Genomic DNA, 26,196 nt, shown 5'->3' with positions numbered 1-26,196 from the left:
GCAAAACCAATAACATTACCTGCTGAAATTGTATCCATTCCCAATTTATCACATTTAATATTTGCCTTTATAACAGCTGAAAGAGAATCAACTCCTAAATTTGGACCAAACATACCTACAGTTTCATATTCAGGACCTTCCACAATTTCTTCTTCATTATCATTAGTTTTGGTAATTTGACTACAGGCAATCATACACCCATAACATCCTCTGGTTTTTATGATATTTTTACTTACTCCTTCACTATCAAGTTTACCCCAGGCTTTTTTATAAACTCCACTTTGATAATTTTTAGTTGGTAACATTCCTGCTTCATTTGTTATATCTAAAGTACTGGGGGTTCCAAATTTCTGTCTATTTTCAACAACAGCACTTTCTTTTAATTTTTCTTTATGTTTTAAAACTAAATCCATCATTCCTTTAGAATCATAACAACTAATATCACCGGTTCCTCTTACTTTAATTGCTTTTAAATTTTTGGAACCCATAACTGCTCCAATCCCACCTCTGGCAGCCTGGCGGAAAAAATCACTATTAATAGAAGCAAAATTTACTAAATTTTCACCAGCAGGGCCAATACACATTGTTCCATATTCTTCTTCTCCTGAGCCCTGTAAAATTTCTTCAGTTTCAAATGTATCCTTTCCCCAGAGATGAGCAGCATGTTTTATTTCTACATTTTTATCTTCAATATATATATAGGAAGGTCTCTTTGCTTTACCTTTAATTATTAATCCATCATAACCGGCAAATTTTATTTCTGGAGCCAATCTCCCACTGGAATAAGAATCAAGAAAACCACCTGTTACTGGAGATTTAGAAATCACCACATATTTACCAGAACCGGGAACAATTGAACCGGTTAATGGTCCAGTTAAAATAAGCATTATATTTTCCTCGCCCAGAGGATCGACGTTTTTGGGTAAAAGATCTCCAAGTAATTTTACCCCCAAACCTCTACCTCCAATATATTTTTTAATAAGCTCTTTTTCTAATTTTACTTCCCGATGGGAAGCCTTAGACAAATCAATTTCTAATAATTTGCCTTTAACACCATCCATATCAATACCTCCCGGTTTAATCTTCTTTACTTTCTAAATCAATCTTTTCTATATTGTCTTCAATTTTTTCATTTTCTTTTTCTTTTTCAGGAAAATTTATTTCTTCTAAAAATTGAGGAGTACCTCGATTTATTTTTAGTTGAAAAATATCTTCACGATTATAATGGCCGGCAAAATCATGATGGAGTTTATGTTCTATACATTCTGTTAAATCAATATCTGCATAAATAATTCCCTCTTTATTATCCATTGGTCCGGCAATTATCTTAGCACCAGGATCAACAATCATCGAGCCTCCACTCATTTCCGGTTTTTCTAAAAATTCCTTTTCAGTAGCACTTAATTCCATCATTTCCACCATTCTTTCACTTACTGTACTACAGGCACTTATCACAAAAGATTTGGCCATTTGAGCAAAATTAAGAGAAGCAATTGAAACATATTTTCTCATAGGAGGACTCATTGTACCCCAGTGATTGGGCCAGGACATTCCATGGATTCGAGTTCCTTCAGCTATTAAGGTAAATATAGCAAGAGGATTTGAATTTTCACTACACATCATAGCACTTATAGGACCATATTCACTGGAAAAAGTTTTTAAAGAAGCTCCACTCCCACCTTTATGCACAAATCTTTCTCCAACAGTAGGCATTAGCTTTTGTCTTTTCCCAATTAAATCACCATCAGGTCCAATTACTATCTGAGTATTATACATAGTACCAGTAGTTTCAGGTAATTTTTCACAAACTCCCATTATTATATAAACTTGATTTTTTGCAGCTGCCTCAGCTAAAATATCAATCTCAGGGCCAGGAATTTCTACAGAATTTTCAAATAATTTTTCGCTTAATTTAGTAGCTATCCCACTTGTACCGGCATGAAAATGAAACCAGACAGGATGAGTTGGTATAAAACCCTCTGGAAAAACTACTAAATTTGCTCCATTTTCAGCAGCCTCCTCTATTAAATCAACTGCTTTATTTAAAGAGCCTTCCCTATCAAGAAATACAGGTGCAGCCTGAACAGCAGCAACTTTTAGTTTAGAATACTTATCCCCCATCTTTTTCCTCCTTATAAATTTTAGTTTTTTACAAATGAATTAAATAGTTAGATATATATTTCGACACATTTCGTCAATATCCTTTGTTGAATTTTACAAATTTTAAAAATATTTTTCGTATTATTTACGAATATCAGGGCCATATTTTATTAAATTTAGCTTTATATAGTTTTTATCACAAATTTTTGCTATTTTATTTTTCTTTATAACTAACTATTCAACAATTAAATAACTAAAGCCTTTAGAATTTTAGACAAATTTTTTGAGCCATTTTTGTGATTATCACGAATAAACGATTAAATAAAGTCTATTGAACTATTATTATATTTTTTTGTCACAATATTAGGAAAAATATCCGCAAATATGGTATAATGAAGTATAGAAGATATTTATAGGAAATTAGGTGATATTATGTTAGAAGAATTTACAATTTATGTTCTCTCTGATTCAATTGGAGATACTGCTGAACAGGTTGCCAGAGCAACAGCCGAACAATACACTAATACTGATTATGAAATCAAAAAATTCCCTTATGTAGAAAGTAGAAAAAAAGTCGACGAAATCTGTGAAGAAATTAATCCTGAAAATTCTATTATAGTTTATACTATAGTTAATGAAGAAATATCAAATTATTTTAAGCAAAAGTGCAGAAAAAACAATGTTATTTTTATTGATATCATGAATCCCTGTTTGAAAAAATTTACAAAATTTATCGGGACTAAACCTTCGCGAGAATCTGGTATTATTAGGCAATTAGATGAAAATTATTTTAAAAGGGTTGATGCCGTAGAATTTGCAGTTAAATATGATGATGGTAAAGATCCCCGTGGTATTTTAAAGGCAGACATTGTTCTGATTGGTGTTTCGCGGTCATCAAAAACTCCACTCAGCATGTATTTAGCCCACAAAAATTATAAAGTAGTAAATATCCCTCTTGTTAAAGAAGCACAATTACCTCAACAACTTTATAAAATTCCTAAAGGAAGAATAATAGGTTTAACTATTGACCCTTCAGATTTAAAAGAAATAAGAAGGGAAAGGATTAGAGTTTTAGGTCTTCAGGATAATGTTGATTATGTTTCCATTGCTAAAATATTAGAAGAATTAAATTATGCAGAAAATATAATGCACAAATTGGGATGTCCGGTCATTGATATGACAAATAAAGCTGTTGAGGAGGCGGCAAATATCATTATTGACATAGTCAATGATTTAAATTAAAAAGGGGGAAATAAAAATGACTAAATATATTTATTCTTTTGAAGAGGGTAAAAAGGAAATGAAACCTTTATTAGGAGGAAAAGGCGCTAACCTTGCTGAAATGAGTAATATAGGTCTACCAGTTCCACCTGGTTTTGTGATTACTACTGACGCCTGTCTTGATTATCTTAATCAGGGCGAAATAATGAAAGATGAGCTTAAAAATAGTATTTTTGAATATCTTAAAATTCTGGAAGAAAAAAATAATAAAAAGTTTGGCGATAATAAGGATCCTCTTTTAGTTTCAGTTAGATCAGGAGCGGTAATTTCTATGCCCGGTATGATGGATACTGTTTTAAATTTAGGTCTTAATGATAAAAGTGTAGAGGGCCTTGCTCAAAAAACATCCAATCCTCGTTTTGCTTATGATAGTTATCGACGACTTATTCAAATGTTTGGAAATGTTGTTTTAGAAATACCAGCTTATAAATTTGATAATTTTTTAGAAAAGAAAAAGAAAAAAAATGGTTATAATAATGATGTTGAATTATCTGTTGCAGATTTAAAGGATATTATTACTGACTTTAAGAAAATAATTAACACAGAGAAAGATATTGATTTTCCTCAAAAACCTAAAAAACAACTATTAATGGCCATTAAAGCAGTTTTTAGTTCCTGGAATAATAATAGAGCAGTCTCCTACCGACGTATTCATGATATACCTAATGATCTAGGAACTGCTGTAAGTGTTCAAACTATGGTTTTTGGAAATATTGGGCAGAGCTCAGGAACTGGAGTGGCTTTTACTCGTAACCCGGCTACCGGTGAAAATAAAGTTTTTGGAGAATTTTTACTTAATGCCCAGGGGGAAGATGTAGTAGCTGGAATTAGAACACCTCGCGATATTGAGGAACTAAAAGATATTATGCCTGATGTTTATGATAAATTTATAGAAGTAAATGAAATTTTAGAAGAACATTATAAAGATATGCAGGATATTGAATTTACTATTCAGGAAGGTACACTTTATATTCTTCAGACTAGAACCGGTAAAAGAACAGCTGATGCCGCAGTTAATATTGCTGTTGATATGGAAAAAGAAGGTTTAATAAGTAAAAAAACAGCAATTATGCGCATAGATCCTGAAGATATCACTCAATTACTCCATCCTAATTTCAAAGAAAAAGAATTAGAAAAAGCAGATATTTTAGCAAAAGGTCTTGCTGCATCTCCTGGTGCAGCCACTGGAAAAATTTATTTTACCTCTGAAAAAGCTGCCAGTATAGTAGATGAAGGGGAAGATGTAATTCTTGTCCGTAAAGAAACATCACCAGAAGATATTGAAGGTATGTCAAAAGCAAATGGTATTTTGACTTCCAGAGGTGGTATGACCTCTCATGCTGCTGTAGTAGCCAGAGGAATGGGAAAATGCTGTGTAGCTGGTGCTGGAAATATTCAGGTTGATGAAGAAGCAAAAGAATTTCAGGTTAATGATAGAATTTTTAAGGAAGGAGATTACATCTCCCTAAATGGTAGTACTGGTGAAGTTTATGCAGGTATAGTTAAAACTACAGAAGCCCATCTAAGTGATGATTTTAAAACATTAATGGGCTGGGCTGATAAATACAGAAAATTGGGAGTTTATGCCAATGCTGATACTCCCCATGATGCAAAAATAGCAGTAGATTTTGGAGCAGAAGGTATTGGCCTCTGTCGAACAGAGCATATGTTTTTTGATAGTGAAAGAATAAACTCAGTAAGAGAAATGATTATTGCTGAAAATAAAAAATCAAGAGAAAAAGCTTTAGAAAAACTATTTCCTTATCAAAAAGAAGATTTTAAGGGTATTTTTAAAGTGATGAAAGATATGACTGTTACTATCAGGCTTCTTGATCCTCCTTTACATGAGTTTTTACCACAGGAAGAAAAAGATATTGAATTTTTGGCAAAAGAACTTTCAGTAACTGTTAAAAAACTAAAAAGTATAATTAATGATTTAGAAGAAGTAAACCCAATGCTCGGTCATCGTGGCTGCAGACTGGGAATAACCTATCCTGAAATCTATGAAATGCAGGTTAGAGCTATAATCTCCGCTGCCTTAGAAGTAAAAGAAAAAATGAATTATGATATTAAGGCAGATATAATGATACCTCTAATAGGTGATAAAAAAGAACTTTCTCTACTAAGAAAAAGAGTAAAAAAATTAGCTGATGAGTTAATAAGAGAAAGTAATGTTTATATCAGATATTCAATTGGAACTATGATTGAAATACCAAGAGCAGCTCTTTTAGCAGATGAAATTGCAAAATATGCAGACTTTTTCTCTTTTGGTACAAATGACCTTACCCAAATGACTTATGGTTTTTCAAGAGATGATGCTGGAAAATTCATAAATGAATATTTAGAACAGGAAATATTTGAAAAAGATCCCTTTTCAGTTCTCGATCAAAAGGGAGTAGGAAATTTAATAAAGACTGCTGTTAATTTGGGTAGAAAAGAGAAAAATGATTTGAAAATTGGAATTTGTGGAGAACATGGTGGAGAACCATCTTCAATTGAATTTTGCCATAATGAGGGACTGGATTATGTTTCCTGTTCACCTTTTAGAGTTTCGGTAGCCCGTCTGGCAGCTGCTCAATCAGCTTTAAATAACCAATAAAAAAACTCCCCTAACTCTAATAATTTAGAGGAAGGGGAGTAATTTTTTTATTTTAATTTATATTCTAAATTGTTCTATTGATTCTGAAAGTTTTTGAGCCATTTCTTCAAGTCTTTCTGCCGCTTCAACTATTTCTTGAGTTGAGGCACTCTGTTGTTCACTGGAAGCAGCTACCTCCTCAGCATTACTGGATGCTTCTTCACTTACAGCAGCAATTTCTTCTACTGAAGCACTAACATCACTACTCTTATCTGCCATATCTTTAGCAGCAAGTGCTATATCATCAATAAGGTTTTTGAGATTTTGAGCTGCTCTATTTATCTCAGTAAATGATTGATCTGTTTCTTCAATAGTATTTACACTTGTTTCAACAGCTTCTTCAGCTCTATTCATCTGAGCTATTGTATCATCTACTCTATTTTGAATTTCATTTATTAAACCAGATATTTTCTCTGTAGCATCAGATGATTCTTCTGCTAATTCTCTTATCTCATCTGCCACTACACTAAATCCTCTACCTGCTTCACCAGCTCGAGCAGCTTCTATTGCTGCATTAAGGGCAAGTAAATTTGTTTGGTTAGAAATTCCACTAATTAATTCTATAATATCACCAATTTCTTGAGATAAATCTCCTAATTCAGTTATTCTCTTCGAAACTTGATTAGATTCTTCTTTTACCTGTTGAACCTGTTTTATAGAATCATCAACAGAATCATCACCACTTTTAATATTTTCCATAACATTATTAGCCTGTTTGTCCATATTTTCGGCCATGTCACTTACTTCATCTATTTTATTTGCAAGATCGCTTACACTATCCCTAGTTTCATCTATTTGGGCTGACTGCTCCTCTGCACCTGAAGCAACTTCCTGAATGGCTGTCCCAACCTGTTCAGCAGAAGCAGAAATTTCTTCACTGGATGATGATAGTTCTTCACTGGAAGATGCTACTTCATCTGATATACTGCTAAGGTTACCAACAATTTCCTTTAAATTCTTCCTCATTTCATCTATTGCTCTGGATAGATCTCCCAATTCATCATTTCTCTTTAAGTATTTTTTATTCACTTTATTAGTCAAATCACCATTAGCAATAATTTCTGCTTGATCTACTGCTGCTAATACTGGTTTGGTAATATTATTTCCTAAATAATAGGCAATTACTAATCCAATAATTATTGTAATTCCAATGACCATGATTGCATACCATATTTCATCCCTTATCTCACTAAAGGCTTTATCAGAAGAAAGTTCAACTACTGCTCCCCAGCCAGTTTTTGCTATAGGAGTATAAGCAGATAATTTTTCTCCTTCATCATTTTCATATACTTTTGTACCTTTTTCTCCATTTATTACATTTTGAACAGGAGCTAAGTTTGTTAGGTCCTGCATTTCAAGAACATAATCTTTATTAGGATGAGCTATAGTTTTACCAGAATCATCAACTATAAAACTGATCCCCGTTTCTTCTGAACTTCTTTCTTTTACCATTTCACTCAAAATTCCCAAATCTATACTTGCTCCCAGAACACCAACAGTACTACTTCCTCTTTTAATTGGAAGAGCATAAACAACTATTGGAACTCCTCTACTTCGAGACATTATAATATCAGAAAAATTTGCTTCACCTTTAATTGCTTTTTGGAAATAACCTCTATCAGCCCTATCACCTGTTTCACCAACAGTTTTATAGACCTGCATTCCATTTTTATTCATAATATAAACATTAGCAATATAGTCGCTTGTTTCAACTAATGCTTTTGAAACATCCATCATCTTAGTTGGTATCATACTTTTGATTCCATCTGATTCTGAAGCTATTTTAAGTAAATTTTCACTTTCCTGTAGTATATTACCTGTTTCTGTTGCCAGATTTTCTGCTGCTGTTAAATTTTCACTGTATGTATTATTTTCTATTTTATTAACATTATTTCTGATAGTAATAACTCCATAAATTGCTAAAGGTATAACCATTAAAATAATTAAAATAAGAATAAGTTTTGCTTTAAAACTTTTAAGAAAATTCATTAATTAATCCCTCCTTCTATAAATAATATAATAACCAATGATTGAATCGTCTTTTGTTCTAAGGGGAAAGGCCTGAATGGATACTTTAATAAATTCACCATTCTTTTTCTTTCTATAAGTCTCTGTATCAATTTCTATTCCCTTTTTTACTTTTTTTATAAATTTATCTGTTTCTCTATATTTATTTTCTGGTACTACTTTTTTTATATGAAGTCCTATTAATTCACTTTGTTTAAAACCAAACATTTTTTTAAAATAATTATTAGTTTTAATTATTTTAAAATCTTCATTAACTATAACTATACCTTCTTTACTTTCTTTAAATAATTTTTCATAGGATAAATTACCATCAATATTATTTATTTTTTCTTCTGCAATTAAATTGTTATCAACCACACCTTCTCTTAAATTTTTGATTTCACCTTTTTCTATAATTTCAAGAAAAGTTTTTACAACTCTAGGAGAAAATTGCGATTTTTTATTGTCCCTTATTTCATGAATCGCTTCTTCTCTTGTTAAAGGACTACGATATGCTCTCTTAGAAAGCATAGCATCCCAGGCATCAGCTACACTTAATATTTGAGAAATTAGTGGTATTTCATCTTTTTTTAATCCCTGAGGATAACCACTGCCATCCCATCTTTCATGATGATGCAGAACATATTTAGCAATATGCTCTAAGGCTTCAGAACTTGCAAGTGCTTTTTTACCATAAACAGGATGTTTTTTAATTAATTCAAATTCTTCATCAGTTAATTTGCTTTTTTTATTGAGAATTTCTATTGGAATTAATAATTTACCTATATCATGAACAAGTCCCGCCCAATAAGTGTCTTTAATTATTTTTTTAGGAAGCTCCATTTCCCGGGCTATTACCGAAGCTACTTTTGCTACATTTTCGGAATGCCCTTTAGTATAAATATCATACATTTCCATTATATTAATAATTGAAGAAATAAGTTCTCGAGTGAAATTCGTTTTCAAACTATTAAATCTTTTAAAAGCGAAAAATGAAGAAGCAAGACTGGCAAAAGATTTTAATATCTTTTTAGTAATGTTACTGAATTCTTCTTCACTACCTTTTTTTATATCAAGCACTATTCGTCCTGCAATTTTTTCATCTGTAATGATATTTATAGAAAGTGAGTCTTTTATTGGTCGCAGAGCTATATTTAAAGTTTTTTCCTGTTCTTTAGATAATTTTGAAAAATCAACAAAATAATTCTCAGTTTCATAAACATTTTGACTTTTTAAATTAATTAATTTTTCTCTATTTATTTTTACCTGTTTTAATAATTCCTCATTATGTCCCACTGCATAAATAATATTGCAATTTTCATCTTCATCTATTATACAAATCTTACCATAATCAGCTTCAGGTACAATCTCTATAGCTCTATCTAAAAGTTCTGAAAAGAATTCTCTTTCATTAAGTAAAGTTTTATCTTCCATATTTGCAACCAATTCTATCATATCCACAAATCTTTGATTTAATTTACTTAATTCATCAAAAGATTGCTCTAATTCCTCATTCATAGCTGTAATTTCTTCATTATATGCTTCCAACTGCTCATTACTTGCCTGTAATTCTTCTTTTTGATCTCGAATTTTTTCTTCTCTTTTCTTTCGTTCTGTAATATCACTAAATAAAGTTATAAACTTACCTTTTTCCGGAGAGGTAACAGTTATATTAAAATAGCTATCCATTGGTTTAAAATATTTTTCAAATTCAAGTGAATCCCCAGTTTCAGCAACTGTAGTATAATATTCTAAAAATGGTGGTTTTTCCACTTCATATATTTGGGATGCTAAAGAACCAACTGCTTCTTCAAATGAAATCCCAAGTATATCCTCATAAGCAGGATTTACATCGATAATTTTATAATCTACAGCTTGATCATCTTCATAAACAAGTTCATGAAGAGCAATTCCCTGTTTAATATTATTATATATTGCTTTAAATCTTTTATCTAAGTTATTATCAAAATTCGAAGTATTATTTTCGGAATCAGAATCTTTCAAATTAACACCTCCAGCTAACTAAAAACTTTCATTTCAGGTCATTATTTATTTATTCAATACAATAGAAAGTATTCCTCTTTTTTAGACATATTTTTTATCTCATTTATAAGTTAACTAGCTGGAGAATTTTTCTAAATTTAAACCAATAACAGTTATATCATCTCTTTGTTCAGTCTGAGAAGTTTTATTTTGGATATCATTTTTTATAATTTCTTTCTGTTTTACAATAGATTTTTCAGATATTCTTTCCAGAAGTTTAATAAATCCTTTTTTACCAAGACCGTATCTGGAATCTTTAGAATTTTGATCTAAAAATCCATCAGTTGTAAAATAATAATTTTCCCTGGATTTTATCTTAATTTTTTCATTCTTAAATTCATCTTTACTTAATGAATAGCCAATACTTCTTCTTGAACCTGCTATTTTTTCAACTTCTTTATTCTGGACTTTATACATATCAAGTTTTGCTCCAGAAAAAATTAATTCTTCATTATATTTATCAATTGTTATCAGAGCCATATCAGCTCCATCATTAATTTTTCTATTCTTTTCATTACTTAAGTTTTCTTTTAAACGAATATCAACTTCATTTAATATTTTAGCAGGATTGCCAGGTTCAAAGTCTTTAATTACTGAATTTAAAATGGACGTAAGCATCATACTCATAAAAGCCCCAGGTACTCCATGACCAGTACAATCTACTATGGCCAGTAATGAATAATTTCCTGCTGATTTACACCAGAAAATGTCTCCTCCAACTTTTTCTCTTGGCTGCCAGATAGAAAAATAATCTTTTTCATCTATATTGATACATTTACTTAAATCTGGAATAATCGAGTTCTGAATTCTACTTGCATAATCAATACTTTCCATAATTGTTTTATTTTTATCCCTGATTTTTTCTGTTTTTTCTTTAACTTTTCTTTCCAAAGAATTACTATAATCTTCAATTGTATCAGCCATCTGATTAAAACTTTGACCAAGTTTACCTATTTCATCTTCTGCCAGGACATTGGTTCTTACTGATAGATTATTTGAAGAAAACTTTTGGACTGTGTTATTTAAAGATTCTATTGGTTTAATTATACTCCTGATAAGTTTATACATAACCAAAATAGCAAGTATTATTGAAAATAATACTGCCCAGAAAAAACCGGATACTAAATTTTTAAGTGGTTTTTCATAAGCTTTTTTAGAGATAGATGTTGTATAATACCAGCCGGTTGTCTGAATTTTATTATAATACACCAACTCTTTTTCATTTTGATCAAAACCTCTAATTTCAATCTTTTCACTATAATTTTCTGACTTAATATTATTAACTAATTTATGATAGCCATCCCAGTTTACATCAGTAACAGATTTTAATCCTTTACTATCAGGTAATAATTTATCTTCTGGATGGACGATAATCCTCCCATTTTCATCTAAAAGCATCCCATAACTATTTTTATTAATACTATTATTATTAACAAATTCTACAATATCAGTCAAATAGATATCTTTGGCAAGAACACCTATTAATTTATCTCCTTCATGTAATGCTTCAGCCACTGTGATTATCATCTCACCGGTCATAGCATCTACATAAGGTTCAGTAAATATAACATCATCAGCCTTTTTGGCTTTTTTATACCAGCTTCTATCTCTAGCATCATAATCAGGAGGTGCCTCCCAGTCTACTCCACTAATGATTTTCCTTTCTTCCTCAAAACCAATATAAAAATCTACTACTTCATCTTCATACATTTTCATCTTGTTTTTTATCTGTTTTTCCAGATTAGAATAGGAAAAATCCCCTTCCAATTCTATTCTTTTGGCCATAGAATCTATCATATTCTCATTGCGTATAAACCAATTATCAATAGTTTCTGAATTGCGTAATACAACCTGATTAATCCATTTATCAGAAAGATTGGCAACAATATCTGAAGAAACTATATAACTAAATGAGGCAATAATAGCCATAGATACCAGTACAATCGCCAGACCTATTAACATATATTTTGCTTTTATACTTTTGAAATTAAAAGACATAAAAATTCTCCTAACAAATATACTTTTATTTTTTTGTTATAATATCAAAAGGTAAGTCAAGATAATCTTTAAAATCTAAAGCTAATTCATAAGAATGTTCATTATCTTCCTCATAATACCATTCAACACTAATGTCTTTACCATTTTTATTAGCTTCTTCTAATATATCTAATAAATTCATAAAAGATTTAGTAGAACTTGTATTTAAATAACTTACTTCAATCTCCAATTTAAGACCATTATTTTCAGAAATAGCATTTTCAGCTAATTCAATAACAGGTTTATAAAAAGAAAATGAATCTTCTGGATATGATTCACCTTTAATAATCAACTTATTCTCTTCAGAAACATATTCAATCTCTGGAGAAGATTTTGTTTCTTCAATATAAAAATTATCCATTATAATCCTCCTCTATCCTATATTTTTATTGTTAAAGTAAAAAATTCATAATTTTCATCAACTTCTTCAAATTCAAATTTTATTTTTTCACTGGCCTTTCGAGCCATTTCTATCAAACCCAGTCCTGCTCCATTTTCTTCATCTATATCATCATCTCTTAATTTTTTGCGATAAACCTTTGCCAGTTCTTTTTTATCATATGATTTTATTTTCTTTAATTTATTTTTTAAAGATTTAACGTCTTCTTTTTTCACTAAATTTCCTGAACTAACAAAATATTTATCATTTCTTAAACCTATATTCAAAATTCCTGATAATAAAATCTCCTCCTGTATTTTTTCATCAGGCAATTGATAGGCATAATTTTTCATATTTTGAGTCTGTTCTATAAAAACAGAAAAAACTTTAAAAATTTCTCCTTTTGAATCAGTTTTACTTTCTAAATAACTCCTTAAAGCTGAGCCAATTTCTTCAATAATGCCCTGTGAAAAAGGACCGGTAAAACTCATTATTACTCCATATTTATTTAACTTATTTCTTAAATTTAAAATATTCATTTCATCCATCATTTAATCACTCCTTATTAATTTAAATTTCAACAGAAACATATCTGTTTTTTCCATTTTCCTTCGCCTTATATAAAGCACTATCGGCTTCATCTAATAATTCTTCATAAACAAGCAAATCAGCCTGATTGGTCGTAGCAACCCCCAAACTGACAGTCACAAAATCTGAAACTAAAGAAATTTTATGAGGAATTTTTGCTTTTTCAATGTTTTTTCTTATAGATTCAGCTACATGAGAAGCTCCTTCTTGATCAGTATCAGGCAGAATAGCTACAAATTCTTCTCCCCCATAACGCGATACAAAATCTCTTGGCCTTTTTAAAGTGTTTTGCATAATTTTACTCACCTTTTGCAGACAATTATCACCTGCTAAATGCCCATAATTATCATTAAATTCCTTAAAATTATCTATATCAATCATTATGATTGATATAGGTGTAGCTTTCCGAATTGAGTTTCGCCATTCCTTTTTGATAATTTTTTCAAATTCTCTTCTATTATATAATCCTGTCAGCTGGTCTCTAGTTGAAATTTCTTTTAATTCTTTTTCCGCTTTTTTTCTTTCTTCAATTTCTTTTTGTAATTTATCTTTAGCTTTAATTAAATCTAATTGGTAATTATCACTTATCTTAATAATATATTCAATTTGATTTAATAAATCTTTATAGTTTTTAAGTAAATTTTTGTATCTATTATATATTTCTTTATTAGAACCATCATAATTTTCTACAAATTTTTCTGCATTTTTTATTACTTCTTTTTCCTTTCTGAAAATATCTTCATCATTTTCTTTATTTAAAATCAAGGCATCCCTCCTTTTTTTATTCAATTATTTTTACAAACTTTTTAACTAAATCAGGATCAAACTGTCCTCCTGCACATCTTTTCAATTCCTTAATTGCCTCCCTTTTTGACATAGGTTCTTTATAAGCACGACTGTGAGTCATAACATCAAATGAATCCACTATAGCAATTATCCTGGCTAAAAGAGGTATTTCTTTCCCCTTTAAACCCTGGGGATAGCCATTACCATCCCATCTTTCATGATGAGCTAAAATATATTTAGCAACAGGAGCAAATTCTGTGGTTGACTTAGCTATATTATATCCTCTTTCCGGATGGTCTTTTATTATTTCCCACTCTTCATCAGTTAGTGAACCTTTTTTATTTAAAATATCTTCAGAAATAGTTATTTTACCTATGTCATGTAAAGTAGCCAGTAAAAATAAATTATTTAATTTACCATTTTTCAAACCAATTTCTGTACCAAGTTTAGCAGCTTCATTTGTCATTCTGGTCGCATGTTCTTTTGTTTCATTACTTTTAGCCCCAAGAGTACTTAACATATTTTCCACCAGTTTATTTTTGGCACTTTTACTTTTAGTTAATTTATCTCTATCCATCATTTTTTCTGTTTCATAAAGTAATTGATAAATATCTGTTTCTGTTTCAGTTTTACTAACAAAACCTAAGGCCAGAGAGATAGGTATTTCATTTTCCATTGTTTTCTTTATATTATACCTTATCTTATCAATTATTTTTTCAGCCTCTTTTTCAGAAGTTTTCGGGGCTAAAATAATAAATTCATCACCAGCCCAGCGAGCTAAAATATCCTTATTCCGAATGGAAGAAGAAAGCAATTCAGCAGTTTGTTTTAAAACTTCATCACCTTTTTTATGTCCATAACCATGATTAATTAATTTCAGACCATTAAAATCTGCTGAAATAATACTGATAGGTAATTGATCTCTTTTATTTAATTCTTTTATTTTTTTCTCCATAAAGTTACGATTATAAATACCGGTTACACTATCATGATAGGATAAAAAACTTATTTCCTTTTTTCTTTTTTCTAATTCATTTATATCATGATAAATAGCATAAGCACCACTAATTTCTCCTTCAATAATAATAGGAACTCCTTTTATCAAAAATTCTTTTGCCTTTCCATTAAGATCATACCTTGTCCCCTTAGTCTCAATTGTTTCACCTTTTAAAACTTTATTCGTAATATTTTCATTGGTCTGACCCTTTTTATTTTCTTCTAAAATTTTATCCAAATGTTTTCCTTTTATATCTGTTAGTTTATAGCCAAACTCATTACTAAATTCCTGATTTATATTTTCAACACAATAATCTTTATCAAGAACAGCTATTGCTGAATTACTATTATAAAATAATGCTTCAGACTTTTCTTTTTTGTTTTTTAGCTCCTCTTTAATTTCTTTCCTTTTTGTTATATCCTCATGTAAAATTAAAGCTCCTTCAGCAAAACTTTTGACTTTAATTTCCAACCATCTTGAATCTTTAAACTGATTATTAAAATAAGGTAGTTCTAATGAATATTTTTGTTTATCACCTTTTAAAATTTCTTTTAAATTTAACTTAGCTTTATTAATTAATTCTTTATTTTTATTTTTGTTTTTATTATAAATTTCAAATAAATTTAATCCAATACCACTATTTTTTATTGGAACATTATGTTTTTTTACCCAATTTTTCCATTCTTCATTTACTTTAAAAATATAACCTTCCTCATCAATGAGCAGTGCATTATATGGTAAAGAATCCAATAAATTTTCAATATTTTGATTAGAGGTAAACATTAAACCATCCTCCTCATAAATAAAATTTATATATATAAATAAAGTTTATTTTTAGTAATAATTATTAATATTAATATTCAATAAATTTATTAAAAATCCTTTATTTTTACTCTGAAAAATAAAAAAAGAATGAGGTTTCCCCCATTCTCTAATAGTCATTTATTATCAATATCTATTTGGACCCCAACCATCCTTATAGGTTCTCCTCTTTCACTTCTTTCAGTTACCTTTCCAATATCTTTTATCCATTTTAAATTACCAGATTTGGTTTTTATCCGATATTCTTTTTCATATCCTTCACTTTTTCCATTTAGATGATTATTTAATTCCTTTTCAATAGAATCTTTATCTTTTTCATATACTAATTTTTTCCAGGTTTTAATATTGTTTTCAAGATCATCTAGCTCATAACCCAAAATTCTGGCCCAATTTTCATTAAAATAAAAGTCACCTGATTTTATATTCCAGTCCCAGACACCAATATTGGCTCCTTTTACAGCTAAATGTAATTTATTTTTGATATCTTTAATCGCATTTTCTCTCTTTTTTTTGTTTGATATATCATTATAAACTGCATATACTCCAAACCTGTTATTTGTTAATTTGACTCTAAATAAATTCAAAGATATAAGTCTGGTTTCTCTATTTTTAGTTTTTCTTTTAACTACAGTTTCTATATCCTTACCTGTTAATACTTCTTTTTTATTTTTTAAGAAATTCTTCTTTTCATTAACTGGTACAATTAAATCATTGATTTTTTTACCTAAAATTTCATTCTTTCTATACCCAAATATTATCTCGAATTGTGAATTAGCTTTAATAACTTTAAAATCTTCATCAAGTAAGACAATAGCTTCTAAAGAATAATTTAATAATTTTTCAAAAAGCCTTCTTTGCTTTTCTAACTCTTTTTTGGATATGATAAGCTCTAAATCATCTTCTATAACATCTTTGAACCTGGCTAATAATTTTTTTTGGTTTTTATTTAAATTATTAGTTTTTTTATCAAGTACACATATAGTTCCAAATACTTCTTTATCAGGCCATTTAATAGGCAAACCATAATAAGATAACATATTCAACTCTACATCAGGATTATCCTTCCACTTATCATTATTGATTGCATTATCAATAGAAAGATACTGATCTTTTCCAATTACAGTTTCACAATATAGTCCTTTTCCTAAAGATTCTTTATCTCCTTTATTATAAGGATTTTCTTTATTTTTATTTTTTAATAATACTTCCATATTGTCTTCATTTATTCTCATAATTAGAGCAGCAGGTACATCAAGCATTTCAGATAATAAATCAACTATTTTTTGCCATTTATTTAAAAATTCATCACTTAATTCTGGTTTTATTGTAGAGGTGATTGATACTTCTTTAAAAACATTTTCTCCTCTTAAAAAAACTTTGGTCTCCATTCAAAACCCTCCTTAAGTTTTAACATTTTTGATTCTTGTTTATTTATACTCTAATTTTTTAGATAAAGAAAAACCATAATAAGTCCATTTTTCATTAGTTCTTATTAATTATAATTCAACACAAAAATAATTTCACCTTCTTATTTATAGACTAAAAAATAGTGGGTATTACCCCACCATTTCTAATATATTTAGCAATTCACTTTTTATCCTTTTATAACCTTATTTCTTCCTTTTTCTTTAGCCTCATAAAGAGCATCATCAACTCTTTTTATAAAAGAATCAATATCATCATCTTCTCGTAACTCTGCTACTCCAAAACTACAGCTTACTTTATCAATTTTTTCAAATTCACTATTTTCTATTTTAAATCTCAATCTTTCTGCTAATTTTACTGATTCTTTTAATTTAGTTTCAGGATTAATTATTATAAATTCATCTCCTCCATATCTTGCTAAAAAATCAACTTCTCTAATTTCATTTTTCACAATATTAATTAATGATTTTAATATGTCATCCCCTACTAAATGACCATAATTATCATTGATCTCTTTAAAATAATCCACATCAAACATTATTAGAGATACATCACTCTTATATCTATGTGATCTTTCAGTTTCTAATTTTAATTTTTCCATAAATTTTGTCCGGTTATATATATTTAACATTTCATCAATTTCAGCTTTCATTTTTAGGTTTTTGATTACTTCTTTGGAAGTATAATTTAATGTTTTATAAAAAATAGTAATAATTAATATAAGTAATATTATAAAACCACCAATGATTTTGATTGATAAACTATTAAGTGTATTATATAAATCTTTTTTGGGCATTTTAGCTTTTAACCAGTAATTAGTGTTCAGCAATCTTCGAAAATCTTTGATATTATCTCCAATAATTAATCTTTCTTTTTCTAAATTATTATCATAAATTATATTGTATTTTATATTTTGTTTGTTAATTTCATTTAATATATCTTTTAATTTATAAATTAATATATCATTTCCCAGTTTTACTTCATTTTTTATTATTGGAGAATTAACCAGAAAATATAGTTCATCTTCTAAAATTTTAATTTGAGTTTTCCTATTATTAAATTTTATATCATCTTCTAAATTTTTAATATTTTCTTCTCCCCAACTACTAATGATTTTATTATTAGAAATTCGATAAGCTCCTAATATATTATCCAATACTCTGATCCCATCTGAATATTTTTCATCAGTATAATTTTTAAGTTTATTTAGAGATATTTCACTATTTAAATATTGTGCTAATTTGTTTTTTATCATTGTCCTGCTGGAAATACTTTCTGCTCCCTCTATATATCTATTAAAAGTATTTTCTACATTATGTTCTGTTATAGTCACAGATCGCTCAAATTCTTTCCTCAGGCTTGATTGCAATTCAGTTCTTAAGGGAGAAAATACTCCCCAGTAAAAAAATAAAGCTGTAATTATTATTACAATAATTATCAGCTTTCTTAATCTTTTAATAATATATAACATAACTTATCCACTTTCCCTTTCAATCTTTAATTCAGTAATATTTTCATGTTGAATTAAAACATAACAAGATCCCCTATTTTCAAAATCTCTTATTTCCATTCTAAACCATCTTTTTTTATCAGGGGAATGACAGGGATAATCCATTTTAAACTTATTCTTATTTCCATTCATCACACTTTTAATTCCCTGATAGGCTTTAGCAGCTTCTTCTTCTCCCTGCTTTTTAGCCTCTTTTAATACCTTTAGATAGTCTACTCCTTTTCCTGTTTTATTTTGATTTGCTCCATTATTATTTGCAAAAGTCCTCCATGATTTGTTTGTATATCTAATAATCCCCTCTTCATCTAATATAACTATATTTGCAGATAAAGTATCTAAAATATTCTGAGAAAATTCTTTTTGTTTTCTCAATTCTTTCTTTGTTTTTTTCTTTTCAGTAATATCTCTATAAATTAAGTAATAACCTATAATAGAATTATCAGTTGAAGTTAAAGGAAAAGCCTGTATTGAAACATCAATAAATTCTCCATTTCTTTTTCTACGATAAGTAGTAGTATTTATACCATTTCCTTTTTTTAAGTTATTAACCAATTTATCAGTTTCTGAATGTTTTTCTTCAGGTACAACTTTTTTAATATCAACTCCAGTAAGCTCACCTTCTTTAAAACCAAATATATCTTTGAAATATTTATTTGTTTCTATTATATTAAAATTTTCATCTAAAAGTACAATACCTTCCTGAGATTCTTTGAAAAATTTCTTAAATGATATTAACTTATCAAATTCTTCTTCATTTTTATTATTTTTTTTCAACTCATTATTTACTACATCTGCTCTTAAATATTTTCCCCCTTCATTTCTAATAACATTTAGAAAAGTATCTACAACTTTAGGTGAAAATTGGGCACCCCTATTTTCTCTTATTTCTTTTATAGCTTCACTTCTACTTAAAGGCTTACGATATGATCTTTTAGAAAGCATAGCATCCCAGGAGTCAGCCACTACTAAAATTTGAGATATTAAAGGAATTTCATCTTCTTTTAGACCTTCTGGATAACCGTTCCCATCCCACCTTTCATGATGATGTAGTACAAATTTCGCAATATGTTCCAGTGATTCTGAATTAGCCAGGGCTTTTTTCCCATTAATAGGATGTTTTTTTATTAACTCATATTCTTGATCATTAAGTTTTCCATCTTTATTTAAAACATCCAGAGGAATTAACAGCTTTCCAATATCATGGACAAGTCCAGCCCAATAAGTATCTTTTATTAATTTTTTAGGTAATTTCATTTTTTCAGCTATTCCTGAGGCTAATTTAGCTACATTTTCTGAATGACCTTTAGTATACACATCATACATTTCCATTAAATTTATAACTGAAGTTACTAACTCTTTAGTAAAGTTAGTTCTTAATTTATCAAACCTTTTAAAAGCAAAAAAAGCTGAGGCTAGATTTGCAAATGATTTCAATATTTTTTCAGTGATTTTACTAAATTCTTCTGTGCTACCCTCTTTAATATCTAAAGAAATTCTTGCTACAGTTTTATTATTTATTCTAATATTTATACATAATGATTTCTTTATTGGTTTTAAAATTTTATCTAAAGTTTCTTTTTTTGAGAGGCTTATTTTTTCATAATCAAGACAGTGTCCTTTAGATTTGAACACTCCTTTTTTATTTATATTAAATATAATATTTTTTTCTATTTTAATATTACTAATCAAATTTCTATTATGACCGACAGCATCCAAAACTTTAAACTTATCATCTTTATCTATAATTCCTATTTTTCCATAATCAGCTTCAGGTACAATTTCGATAGCATTATCTAGAAGTTCTTGAAAAAATTCTTCTTCATTCAACAAAGTTTTATCTTCCATTTTGGCAACCAATTCAATCATATCAACAAATCTTTTATTCAATTTATTCATTTCTTCAAATGATTTTTCTAATTCTTCATTCATAGCTTTCATTTCTTCATTATAGGCACTTAATTCAACATTAGAAGCAAAAAGTTCCTGCTTTTTTTCTTCAAGTTCTTTTTGCATTTTCTTTCTTTTAGTTATATCAAATACATATCCTTCAATCATAAATTTATCTTTATTTTCTTTATGACTAATTTTAGCATTCATATTAAGCCAGATAGTTTCACCACCTGGTTTAACAGCTTCATATTCAAAGTTTTCAACTTTATCTTTATCTTTTAAAGCTTTTATAAACTCATCCCTTCGACTGGGGTCTGCATATAATTCTTTTTTTAAGTCATTATATGCATTTATAGCTTCTTTTGGATTTTGAAACCCTAACATTTCAGCCATAGTTTTATTGACGGCCAGCACTTCACCAGCAGAAGTTGTTCTAAAAATTCCTACTGGAGCTGAATTAAACATTTCCAAATCTTTTATTTTTTGAAAAGGGTGCTCCATAAATAAGCCTCCTAATTTAACATATCTATAAAAATCTTAGTTAATTGAGGATCAAGTTCATTTCCAGCTTTTTCTTTTATTTTTTCTATTATTGTATCTTCTTTTTGATTATTTGATTCTTTTAAAAATAAATAATTATCAATAATGGCTATTATCCTAGCTAAATATGGTATCCCTTGGCCTTTTAACCCCTTTGGATAGCCTTTACCATCCCAGCGTTCATGATGAGATAATATTTCCTCAGCAATAGAATTTAATTTCGGTATTGACCTGCAGATTCGGTATCCATAGTCAGTATGCTCTTCTAATTTTTTACACTCACTTTTTGTAAGTTTTTTATCCTTTTGAAAAAATTCTGTTGAAAGTGAAACTTTACCTATATCATGTGTTTCAGCTAAAAGCAATAATTTATTTTTTTGTGAGCTGTCCAGATTCAGCTTTTCAGAAAACTTAGCAGCTATATTTTTCATTTCAGTAAGATGTTCTTTTGATTCATTAGTTTTTTCTTTAAGATTATATTTTATATTACTTATTATCTTTTCTCTTACTTTTTTACTTTTTGTAGTTTTATTTTTATACATCCTATCATCAGCAATTTTAAAAATTTCTTCAACATCCTGACCGGTTTTTTCTTTTGTAGCCAGACCTAAAGCAAGACTAATTATTATTCCTTTTTCATCAAATTCTTTGCATTTTTTATTAATCCTATTAATTATTTCTTTACCTTTAGCTTTACTGGTATCAGGAAGAATAATTGCAAATTCATCTCCCCCAATTCTAGCCAGTATATCTTCATCTCTTAGATTATTTTCTAAAATTTCTGACGCATTCTTAATTAAAAAATCTCCTCGGTCATGTCCATAAACATCATTTATTAATTTTAAACTATTAATATCTACCATTATTAATGTTAAAGGTAATTGTCTTTTGGTATCCAATCTTTTTATTTCTTCCATAAAATAATCTCGGTTATAGAGACCGGTTAACTGATCATGAAATCTTAAATACCTGATTTCTTCTTCTGTTTTTTTCTGTTCAGTAACATCTACTACAATTAATAATTTTAATTTTATATTTTTGAATTTCATTTTAGAAAGATGGATATCTACCCAAATCTCGTCCTGATCTCTTTTTAATTTAAAATTAAATTTATTTTCATTATTTTCTAAATCAGATTTTATATGTTTATTTACAATTTTTTTAGGGAAAAATTCACTTATATTTTTATTTAATACATTTTTTCGATTTTTATCTATGATTTCTAAAAATGAATTATTAACATATTTGATTTCTTTATTTTTAAATAAAATACAAATCCCAACTGGATTTTCTTCTGTTAAATTTTGATAAATTTGAGTTGATAAAAACAAAGACCTAACATTTAATAAATTCTGGATTCTAGAATATAATATGTTTTTTTTGATTGGAACCTGTACTATTTCATCTATTATTTGCAAAAAATCATCTGGGATATTTTCTGAAGAAGTGCTGGTTATTAAAAGCAATGGCTGGTATAGTGAAATATTTGATTTTTTTATTTTAAAGATCTTTTCTTTATATTTTTTAAAACCTTTTTCATCTACTATTAACATATCGGCTTTCTCTGATTCTTCATCTTTATAATTAAAATCTTTTAATAGTACTTTATAGTCTTTTTTTAAATATTCTTTTAAAATAGTTCTATTTTCTTTATGACCAATAATTAATCTTATTTTACTTTTGTCAATTAAATCTAGTTGGTTTCCTAATTGATTAGAAGTCATTATTCAACCTCCACATCTGAACCTATGAACTCTGGATTACCACTTAAAATTCCTCTCATTTTAGTTAAAGGTTTACCTACTTTTATTCCTTTACTGGTAATTTCAAATTTTCTCATTTTATTTTCAAAATTGCTCATCCTTTTTTTCAAAACTCCAATAGATTTTTCCAATTTGCCATTTACTTCTAAAAATCTTAAAAATATTATATTATCAGCTAAATAACTGGTATTTGAATCAGTAGCCTGAAAGTCACCAGTTATATTTTTAATTTCATTAATCATAAAAACAGTAATTCCATTATTTTTTAAGAATTCACATAAAGCATGTAAACCTCTAATCATATTATGCTCCTCATGAAAATTCCTAAAGGATAAAAAATATCCGGATATTGAATCTAATAAAACTATGGATATATCATATTTTTCTACATCTTTTCTAACTCTATAAGAAAATTCCTGAGGTGAATATTCTAAAGGACTTACTCTTTTGATGAGTAAATTCCCGCTTTCTTCCATTTTATCTAAAGGGATGTTTATAGATTTACTTCTTTCTAACAAAGTTTTGTAACTTTCTTCAAAAGTATATATTATTGACTTCAACCCATTTTCTACACTTTTTTCTACAAACTGAGTTCCTAAAGTAGTTTTACCTGCCCCACTTGGACCGGTAATTATTGTAGAAGTTCCTTTTTCAATGCCACCATATAAAAGCCTGTCAATTTCAGATATTCCAGATGATATTTGCTCTCCATTATATATGTGTTTACAATCAGAACTTACTAATTTAGGGTATACTTTAATCCCATCTTCTTTAAATTTAAACGGATGATTACCTTTATTAAAACTGGCTCCTCTATATTTTTTAATTTTTAAACTATGTTCTTGATTTTTATATTTCATATTTATTATCCCATCAACAATAAATTGCAAATCATCATCAGTGTTTTTTTCACCAACTTCAGAGGTTAATAAAATAGTGGAATTATATTTTTTTACAAACTGTACAAGAGACAAAATTTGTTTTCTGAATTTAAAATTATCAGAAGATAAATATTTTAATTGAGTAAATCCATCAAAAAATATTCTTTCTGGTTCAACTTCCTTAATTTTATTAGTCAATTTATCAATTATAGGTTTTTGTTCCATTTGTGAGGAAGAAAAAAGATTATAATCTTTATTTTCAGATATAAAGTCTGAACCTGGGCTTAAATCCAAAAAATTAATTTTATTTACTGGAAAACCGAAATTTCTGGCATTTTCTTTAATTTTTTCTATATCTTCAGTCATACTAACAAAAAGTAGTTTATCATTATTTTTTAAACCTTCAAGCAAAAAATGCAAACCTAGAGTTGTTTTTCCAGTTCCTGGTCCTCCTCTTACTAAATAAAATCTTTCAGATATCAATCCTCCCCCCAAAATTTCATCAAGTCCTTCAATTCCAGTTTTTAATAGTTTATTATTCATACTAACCTCCTTCACTAACTTTTAATTCTATAAATTCTTGAGCAAGATTAGGGTCAAACTGACTTCCAGCACAATCATTTATTTCAGTTAAAGCTTTATCCTCAGAAACTGCTTTACTATAAGGTCTATTACTTGTCATTACATCATAAGCATCTAAAATAGAAATAATTCTGGCTAAGTAGGGAATATCCTCCCCCCTAAGTCCATTAGGATAACCACTACCATCCCATCTTTCATGGTGAGATAATATATCTTCAGAAATCAAAGCAAATTCTTCTGAAGCTGAAGCTATTTTATATCCTCTTTGAGGATGTTCTTTTATTAACTCCCATTCTTCTTTTGTCAGCTTACCTGGTTTTTTTAGAATATCCTCTGAAATAGTAGTTTTACCTATATCATGTAAAGTAGCAAGTAGTGATAATCTATTTATTTCTGAATTAGATAAACCAATATTATTACCTAAATCATAGGCCATTTTTGTCATTCTAATAGCATGTTCTTTAGTTTCAGAACTTTTGGCACCTAAGGTATTTATTAAGTTTTCCACAATTTTGTTTTTAGTACTTCTACTTTCAGACAATTTATTATTATACATCTTATTATCTGCTTCTTTTAAAATTTCTCTTATATTTTCACTATTCTCTTTTTTAGTGGCAACTCCCATACCAATAGAAATAGGAATTTGATCTTTACCAACTTTTCTCTCTTTAGCATTAATTCGTTTAACAATTTTTTGTGCTTCCTGGTTACTGGTTTTCGGAAGCAAAATAGTAAACTCATCACCACCATGTCTTGCTAAAATATCCTCTTCTCTCAGTACCTCTTTTAACATTCTGGCAGTTTCAATTAACATCTGATCACCTTTTTCATGGCCATAACTATCATTTATTATCTTTAATCCATTTAAATCTCCCATTATAATACTTAAAGGTAACTGACGTTTTGTATCCAATCTTTCCATTTCTGCTTCAAAAAATCTTCTATTATATAAACCTGTCAGGGAATCCTTATATAAAATATAATTAATTTCCTTTTCTTTTTCTTTGCGATCTGAAATATCTCTAACAAATTCTACTATTCCTGTAATTTCATTATTTTTTTCAGAAAATATAGGATAACTAAAAATTTCTATATAATCTATATCAAACTTTTCTGATAATTCTTTAACTTCTCTAGCCATTTTACCTGTTTCCAGACTTCTTATAACCGGACAATCTTCACATCTTTTATCTTTATTATAATAACCTTCAAAACACTTTTCACCTTTAAAAGGCAAGCCATGCTGATACCATTCTTTCATTTTAGAATTAGTATAGCGAATAGTTAAATCTGGATTTAAAACACTAATTCCATCCTGAATACTTTCTAAAACACTATTTAGTAAATTATTATTTTCTTTAAGGTCTTTTTCCAGTTGTTTTCTCTCTGTTATATCAAGATGCATAGAGATAATCCCTTTATCTCCATCAGGTAGAGTAATATTTGTTTCTTTAAGATGGTAATTTTTTATTTCCCCATTTTTTTTCGGTGTTTTTATATCATATTCCAGATCAGTTCCATTTATTAATTTTTTTATATTTTTACGAGCAAGGTCTTTAAATTTTGGTAAAACAAATTTATCGATAATATTACTACCTTCTAATTCTTCCTTATTATAGCCAGACATCTCAGTCATAGTTTTATTAACTTCCAGAATATCTCCTTTTTCATCTTCAATGATTATACCAATTGGAGAAGAATTAAATATTGTTTTATATCTTTCCTGACTAAATTTTAATTTCTCTTTTGCTTTTTTTCTTTTAGTAATATTCTGAGCAAATATTAATTCATATTCATTTCCCTCATATTCTAAATATTGAGATCTTATCTCCACCGGAAATCTTTTACCTTCTTTAGTAAGGTGCGTAGTTTCATATTTTATTAATTCATTTTCTTTTAATTTATTCCAATATTGCTTTCTATTTTC

General features: G+C 28.4%; 17 protein-coding genes. 2 read left to right on the top strand and 15 right to left on the bottom strand.

The genetic code is table 11. From position 1 onward, the window contains the following. On the bottom strand, positions 1–1,061 hold a 1,061-nt coding region (locus tag VJ881_06220; protein HKL75645.1), incomplete at its 3' end, for an aldehyde ferredoxin oxidoreductase N-terminal domain-containing protein. A 16-nt stretch (positions 1,062–1,077) separates the two neighbouring features. Then, a complete protein-coding gene (locus VJ881_06215) occupies positions 1,078–2,121 on the bottom strand; it encodes a carbon-nitrogen hydrolase family protein (protein HKL75644.1) in 1,044 nt (347 codons plus the stop codon). A gap of 411 nt (positions 2,122–2,532) precedes the next feature. On the opposite strand from VJ881_06215, the gene VJ881_06210 reads away from it, so the two are divergent. Next, complete coding sequence (locus tag VJ881_06210; protein HKL75643.1) at positions 2,533–3,342, top strand: pyruvate, water dikinase regulatory protein; 810 nt, start codon at positions 2,533–2,535, stop codon at positions 3,340–3,342. Positions 3,343–3,358: 16 nt separating this feature from the next. Then, positions 3,359–5,980 (top strand): pyruvate, phosphate dikinase, encoded by a 2,622-nt coding sequence (gene ppdK, locus VJ881_06205; GenBank protein HKL75642.1) that lies wholly within the window; start codon positions 3,359–3,361, stop codon positions 5,978–5,980. A 57-nt stretch (positions 5,981–6,037) separates the two neighbouring features. On the opposite strand, the gene VJ881_06200 is transcribed toward ppdK, so the two are convergent. From VJ881_06200 to VJ881_06140, 13 genes are all read right to left on the bottom strand, one after another. Next, positions 6,038–8,008 carry a methyl-accepting chemotaxis protein gene (locus tag VJ881_06200; protein ID HKL75641.1) on the bottom strand — a complete coding sequence of 657 codons (1,971 nt, stop codon included), beginning with the start codon at positions 8,006–8,008 and terminating at the stop codon, positions 6,038–6,040. A 3-nt stretch (positions 8,009–8,011) separates the two neighbouring features. Continuing rightward, positions 8,012–10,030: an HD domain-containing phosphohydrolase gene (locus tag VJ881_06195; protein HKL75640.1), complete on the bottom strand. Its 2,019-nt coding sequence runs from the start codon at positions 10,028–10,030 to the stop codon at positions 8,012–8,014. 114 nt (positions 10,031–10,144) lie between these two features. Further along, positions 10,145–12,067: a cache domain-containing protein gene (locus tag VJ881_06190; GenBank protein ID HKL75639.1), complete on the bottom strand. Its 1,923-nt coding sequence runs from the start codon at positions 12,065–12,067 to the stop codon at positions 10,145–10,147. Positions 12,068–12,092: 25 nt separating this feature from the next. After that, on the bottom strand, positions 12,093–12,467 hold the full coding sequence (locus tag VJ881_06185; GenBank protein ID HKL75638.1) for a DUF1987 domain-containing protein: 375 nt from the start codon (positions 12,465–12,467) through the stop codon (positions 12,093–12,095). A gap of 17 nt (positions 12,468–12,484) precedes the next feature. Beyond that, on the bottom strand, positions 12,485–13,036 hold the full coding sequence (locus VJ881_06180; GenBank protein HKL75637.1) for a SiaB family protein kinase: 552 nt from the start codon (positions 13,034–13,036) through the stop codon (positions 12,485–12,487). A 19-nt stretch (positions 13,037–13,055) separates the two neighbouring features. Next, positions 13,056–13,838 (bottom strand): GGDEF domain-containing protein, encoded by a 783-nt coding sequence (locus VJ881_06175; protein HKL75636.1) that lies wholly within the window; start codon positions 13,836–13,838, stop codon positions 13,056–13,058. Between the two features lie 16 nt (positions 13,839–13,854). Then, the gene (locus VJ881_06170; GenBank protein HKL75635.1) at positions 13,855–15,639 is read right to left on the bottom strand and encodes an HD domain-containing phosphohydrolase; all 1,785 of its coding nucleotides are present in this window, start codon (positions 15,637–15,639) and stop codon (positions 13,855–13,857) included. A 155-nt stretch (positions 15,640–15,794) separates the two neighbouring features. Then, positions 15,795–17,066, bottom strand: a complete 1,272-nt coding sequence (locus VJ881_06165) for a PAS domain-containing protein (GenBank protein ID HKL75634.1) — start codon at positions 17,064–17,066, stop codon at positions 15,795–15,797. A 206-nt stretch (positions 17,067–17,272) separates the two neighbouring features. Next, positions 17,273–18,574: a GGDEF domain-containing protein gene (locus tag VJ881_06160; protein HKL75633.1), complete on the bottom strand. Its 1,302-nt coding sequence runs from the start codon at positions 18,572–18,574 to the stop codon at positions 17,273–17,275. A 3-nt stretch (positions 18,575–18,577) separates the two neighbouring features. Continuing rightward, the gene (locus VJ881_06155; GenBank protein HKL75632.1) at positions 18,578–21,004 is read right to left on the bottom strand and encodes an HD domain-containing phosphohydrolase; all 2,427 of its coding nucleotides are present in this window, start codon (positions 21,002–21,004) and stop codon (positions 18,578–18,580) included. 11 nt (positions 21,005–21,015) lie between these two features. After that, positions 21,016–22,767 (bottom strand): diguanylate cyclase, encoded by a 1,752-nt coding sequence (locus tag VJ881_06150; protein HKL75631.1) that lies wholly within the window; start codon positions 22,765–22,767, stop codon positions 21,016–21,018. Then, positions 22,767–24,230, bottom strand: coding sequence for an ATPase domain-containing protein (locus tag VJ881_06145; protein HKL75630.1), 1,464 nt, complete (start codon positions 24,228–24,230; stop codon positions 22,767–22,769). The genes VJ881_06150 and VJ881_06145 overlap by 1 nt, the downstream gene beginning before the upstream one ends. Before the next feature lies 1 nt (position 24,231). Continuing rightward, on the bottom strand, positions 24,232–26,196 hold a 1,965-nt coding region (locus tag VJ881_06140; protein ID HKL75629.1), incomplete at its 5' end, for a diguanylate cyclase.

The organism is Halanaerobiales bacterium (genome assembly GCA_035270125.1).
In the GTDB taxonomy this organism is placed as follows: domain Bacteria; phylum Bacillota; class Halanaerobiia; order Halanaerobiales; family DATFIM01; genus DATFIM01.
The sequence above is the reverse complement of the archived record's forward strand: the minus strand, read 5'-3'. Positions and strand labels throughout refer to the sequence as shown.

Excerpts from the sequence above, each read along its gene's own strand:
- VJ881_06170 (HKL75635.1), bottom strand. The coding sequence starts at position 15,639 with ATGTTTACCTCTAATCAAAATATTGAAAATTTATTGGATTCTTTACCA.
- VJ881_06200 (HKL75641.1), bottom strand. The coding sequence starts at position 8,008 with ATGAATTTTCTTAAAAGTTTTAAAGCAAAACTTATTCTTATTTTAATT.
- VJ881_06160 (HKL75633.1), bottom strand. The coding sequence starts at position 18,574 with ATGTTATATATTATTAAAAGATTAAGAAAGCTGATAATTATTGTAATA.
- VJ881_06155 (HKL75632.1), bottom strand. The coding sequence starts at position 21,004 with ATGGAGCACCCTTTTCAAAAAATAAAAGATTTGGAAATGTTTAATTCA.
- VJ881_06180 (HKL75637.1), bottom strand. The coding sequence starts at position 13,036 with ATGATGGATGAAATGAATATTTTAAATTTAAGAAATAAGTTAAATAAA.
- VJ881_06165 (HKL75634.1), bottom strand. The coding sequence starts at position 17,066 with ATGGAGACCAAAGTTTTTTTAAGAGGAGAAAATGTTTTTAAAGAAGTA.
- VJ881_06185 (HKL75638.1), bottom strand. The coding sequence starts at position 12,467 with ATGGATAATTTTTATATTGAAGAAACAAAATCTTCTCCAGAGATTGAA.
- VJ881_06150 (HKL75631.1), bottom strand. The coding sequence starts at position 22,767 with ATGACTTCTAATCAATTAGGAAACCAACTAGATTTAATTGACAAAAGT.
- VJ881_06190 (HKL75639.1), bottom strand. The coding sequence starts at position 12,067 with ATGTCTTTTAATTTCAAAAGTATAAAAGCAAAATATATGTTAATAGGT.
- ppdK (HKL75642.1), top strand. The coding sequence starts at position 3,359 with ATGACTAAATATATTTATTCTTTTGAAGAGGGTAAAAAGGAAATGAAA.
- VJ881_06215 (HKL75644.1), bottom strand. The coding sequence starts at position 2,121 with ATGGGGGATAAGTATTCTAAACTAAAAGTTGCTGCTGTTCAGGCTGCA.
- VJ881_06210 (HKL75643.1), top strand. The coding sequence starts at position 2,533 with ATGTTAGAAGAATTTACAATTTATGTTCTCTCTGATTCAATTGGAGAT.
- VJ881_06145 (HKL75630.1), bottom strand. The coding sequence starts at position 24,230 with ATGAATAATAAACTATTAAAAACTGGAATTGAAGGACTTGATGAAATT.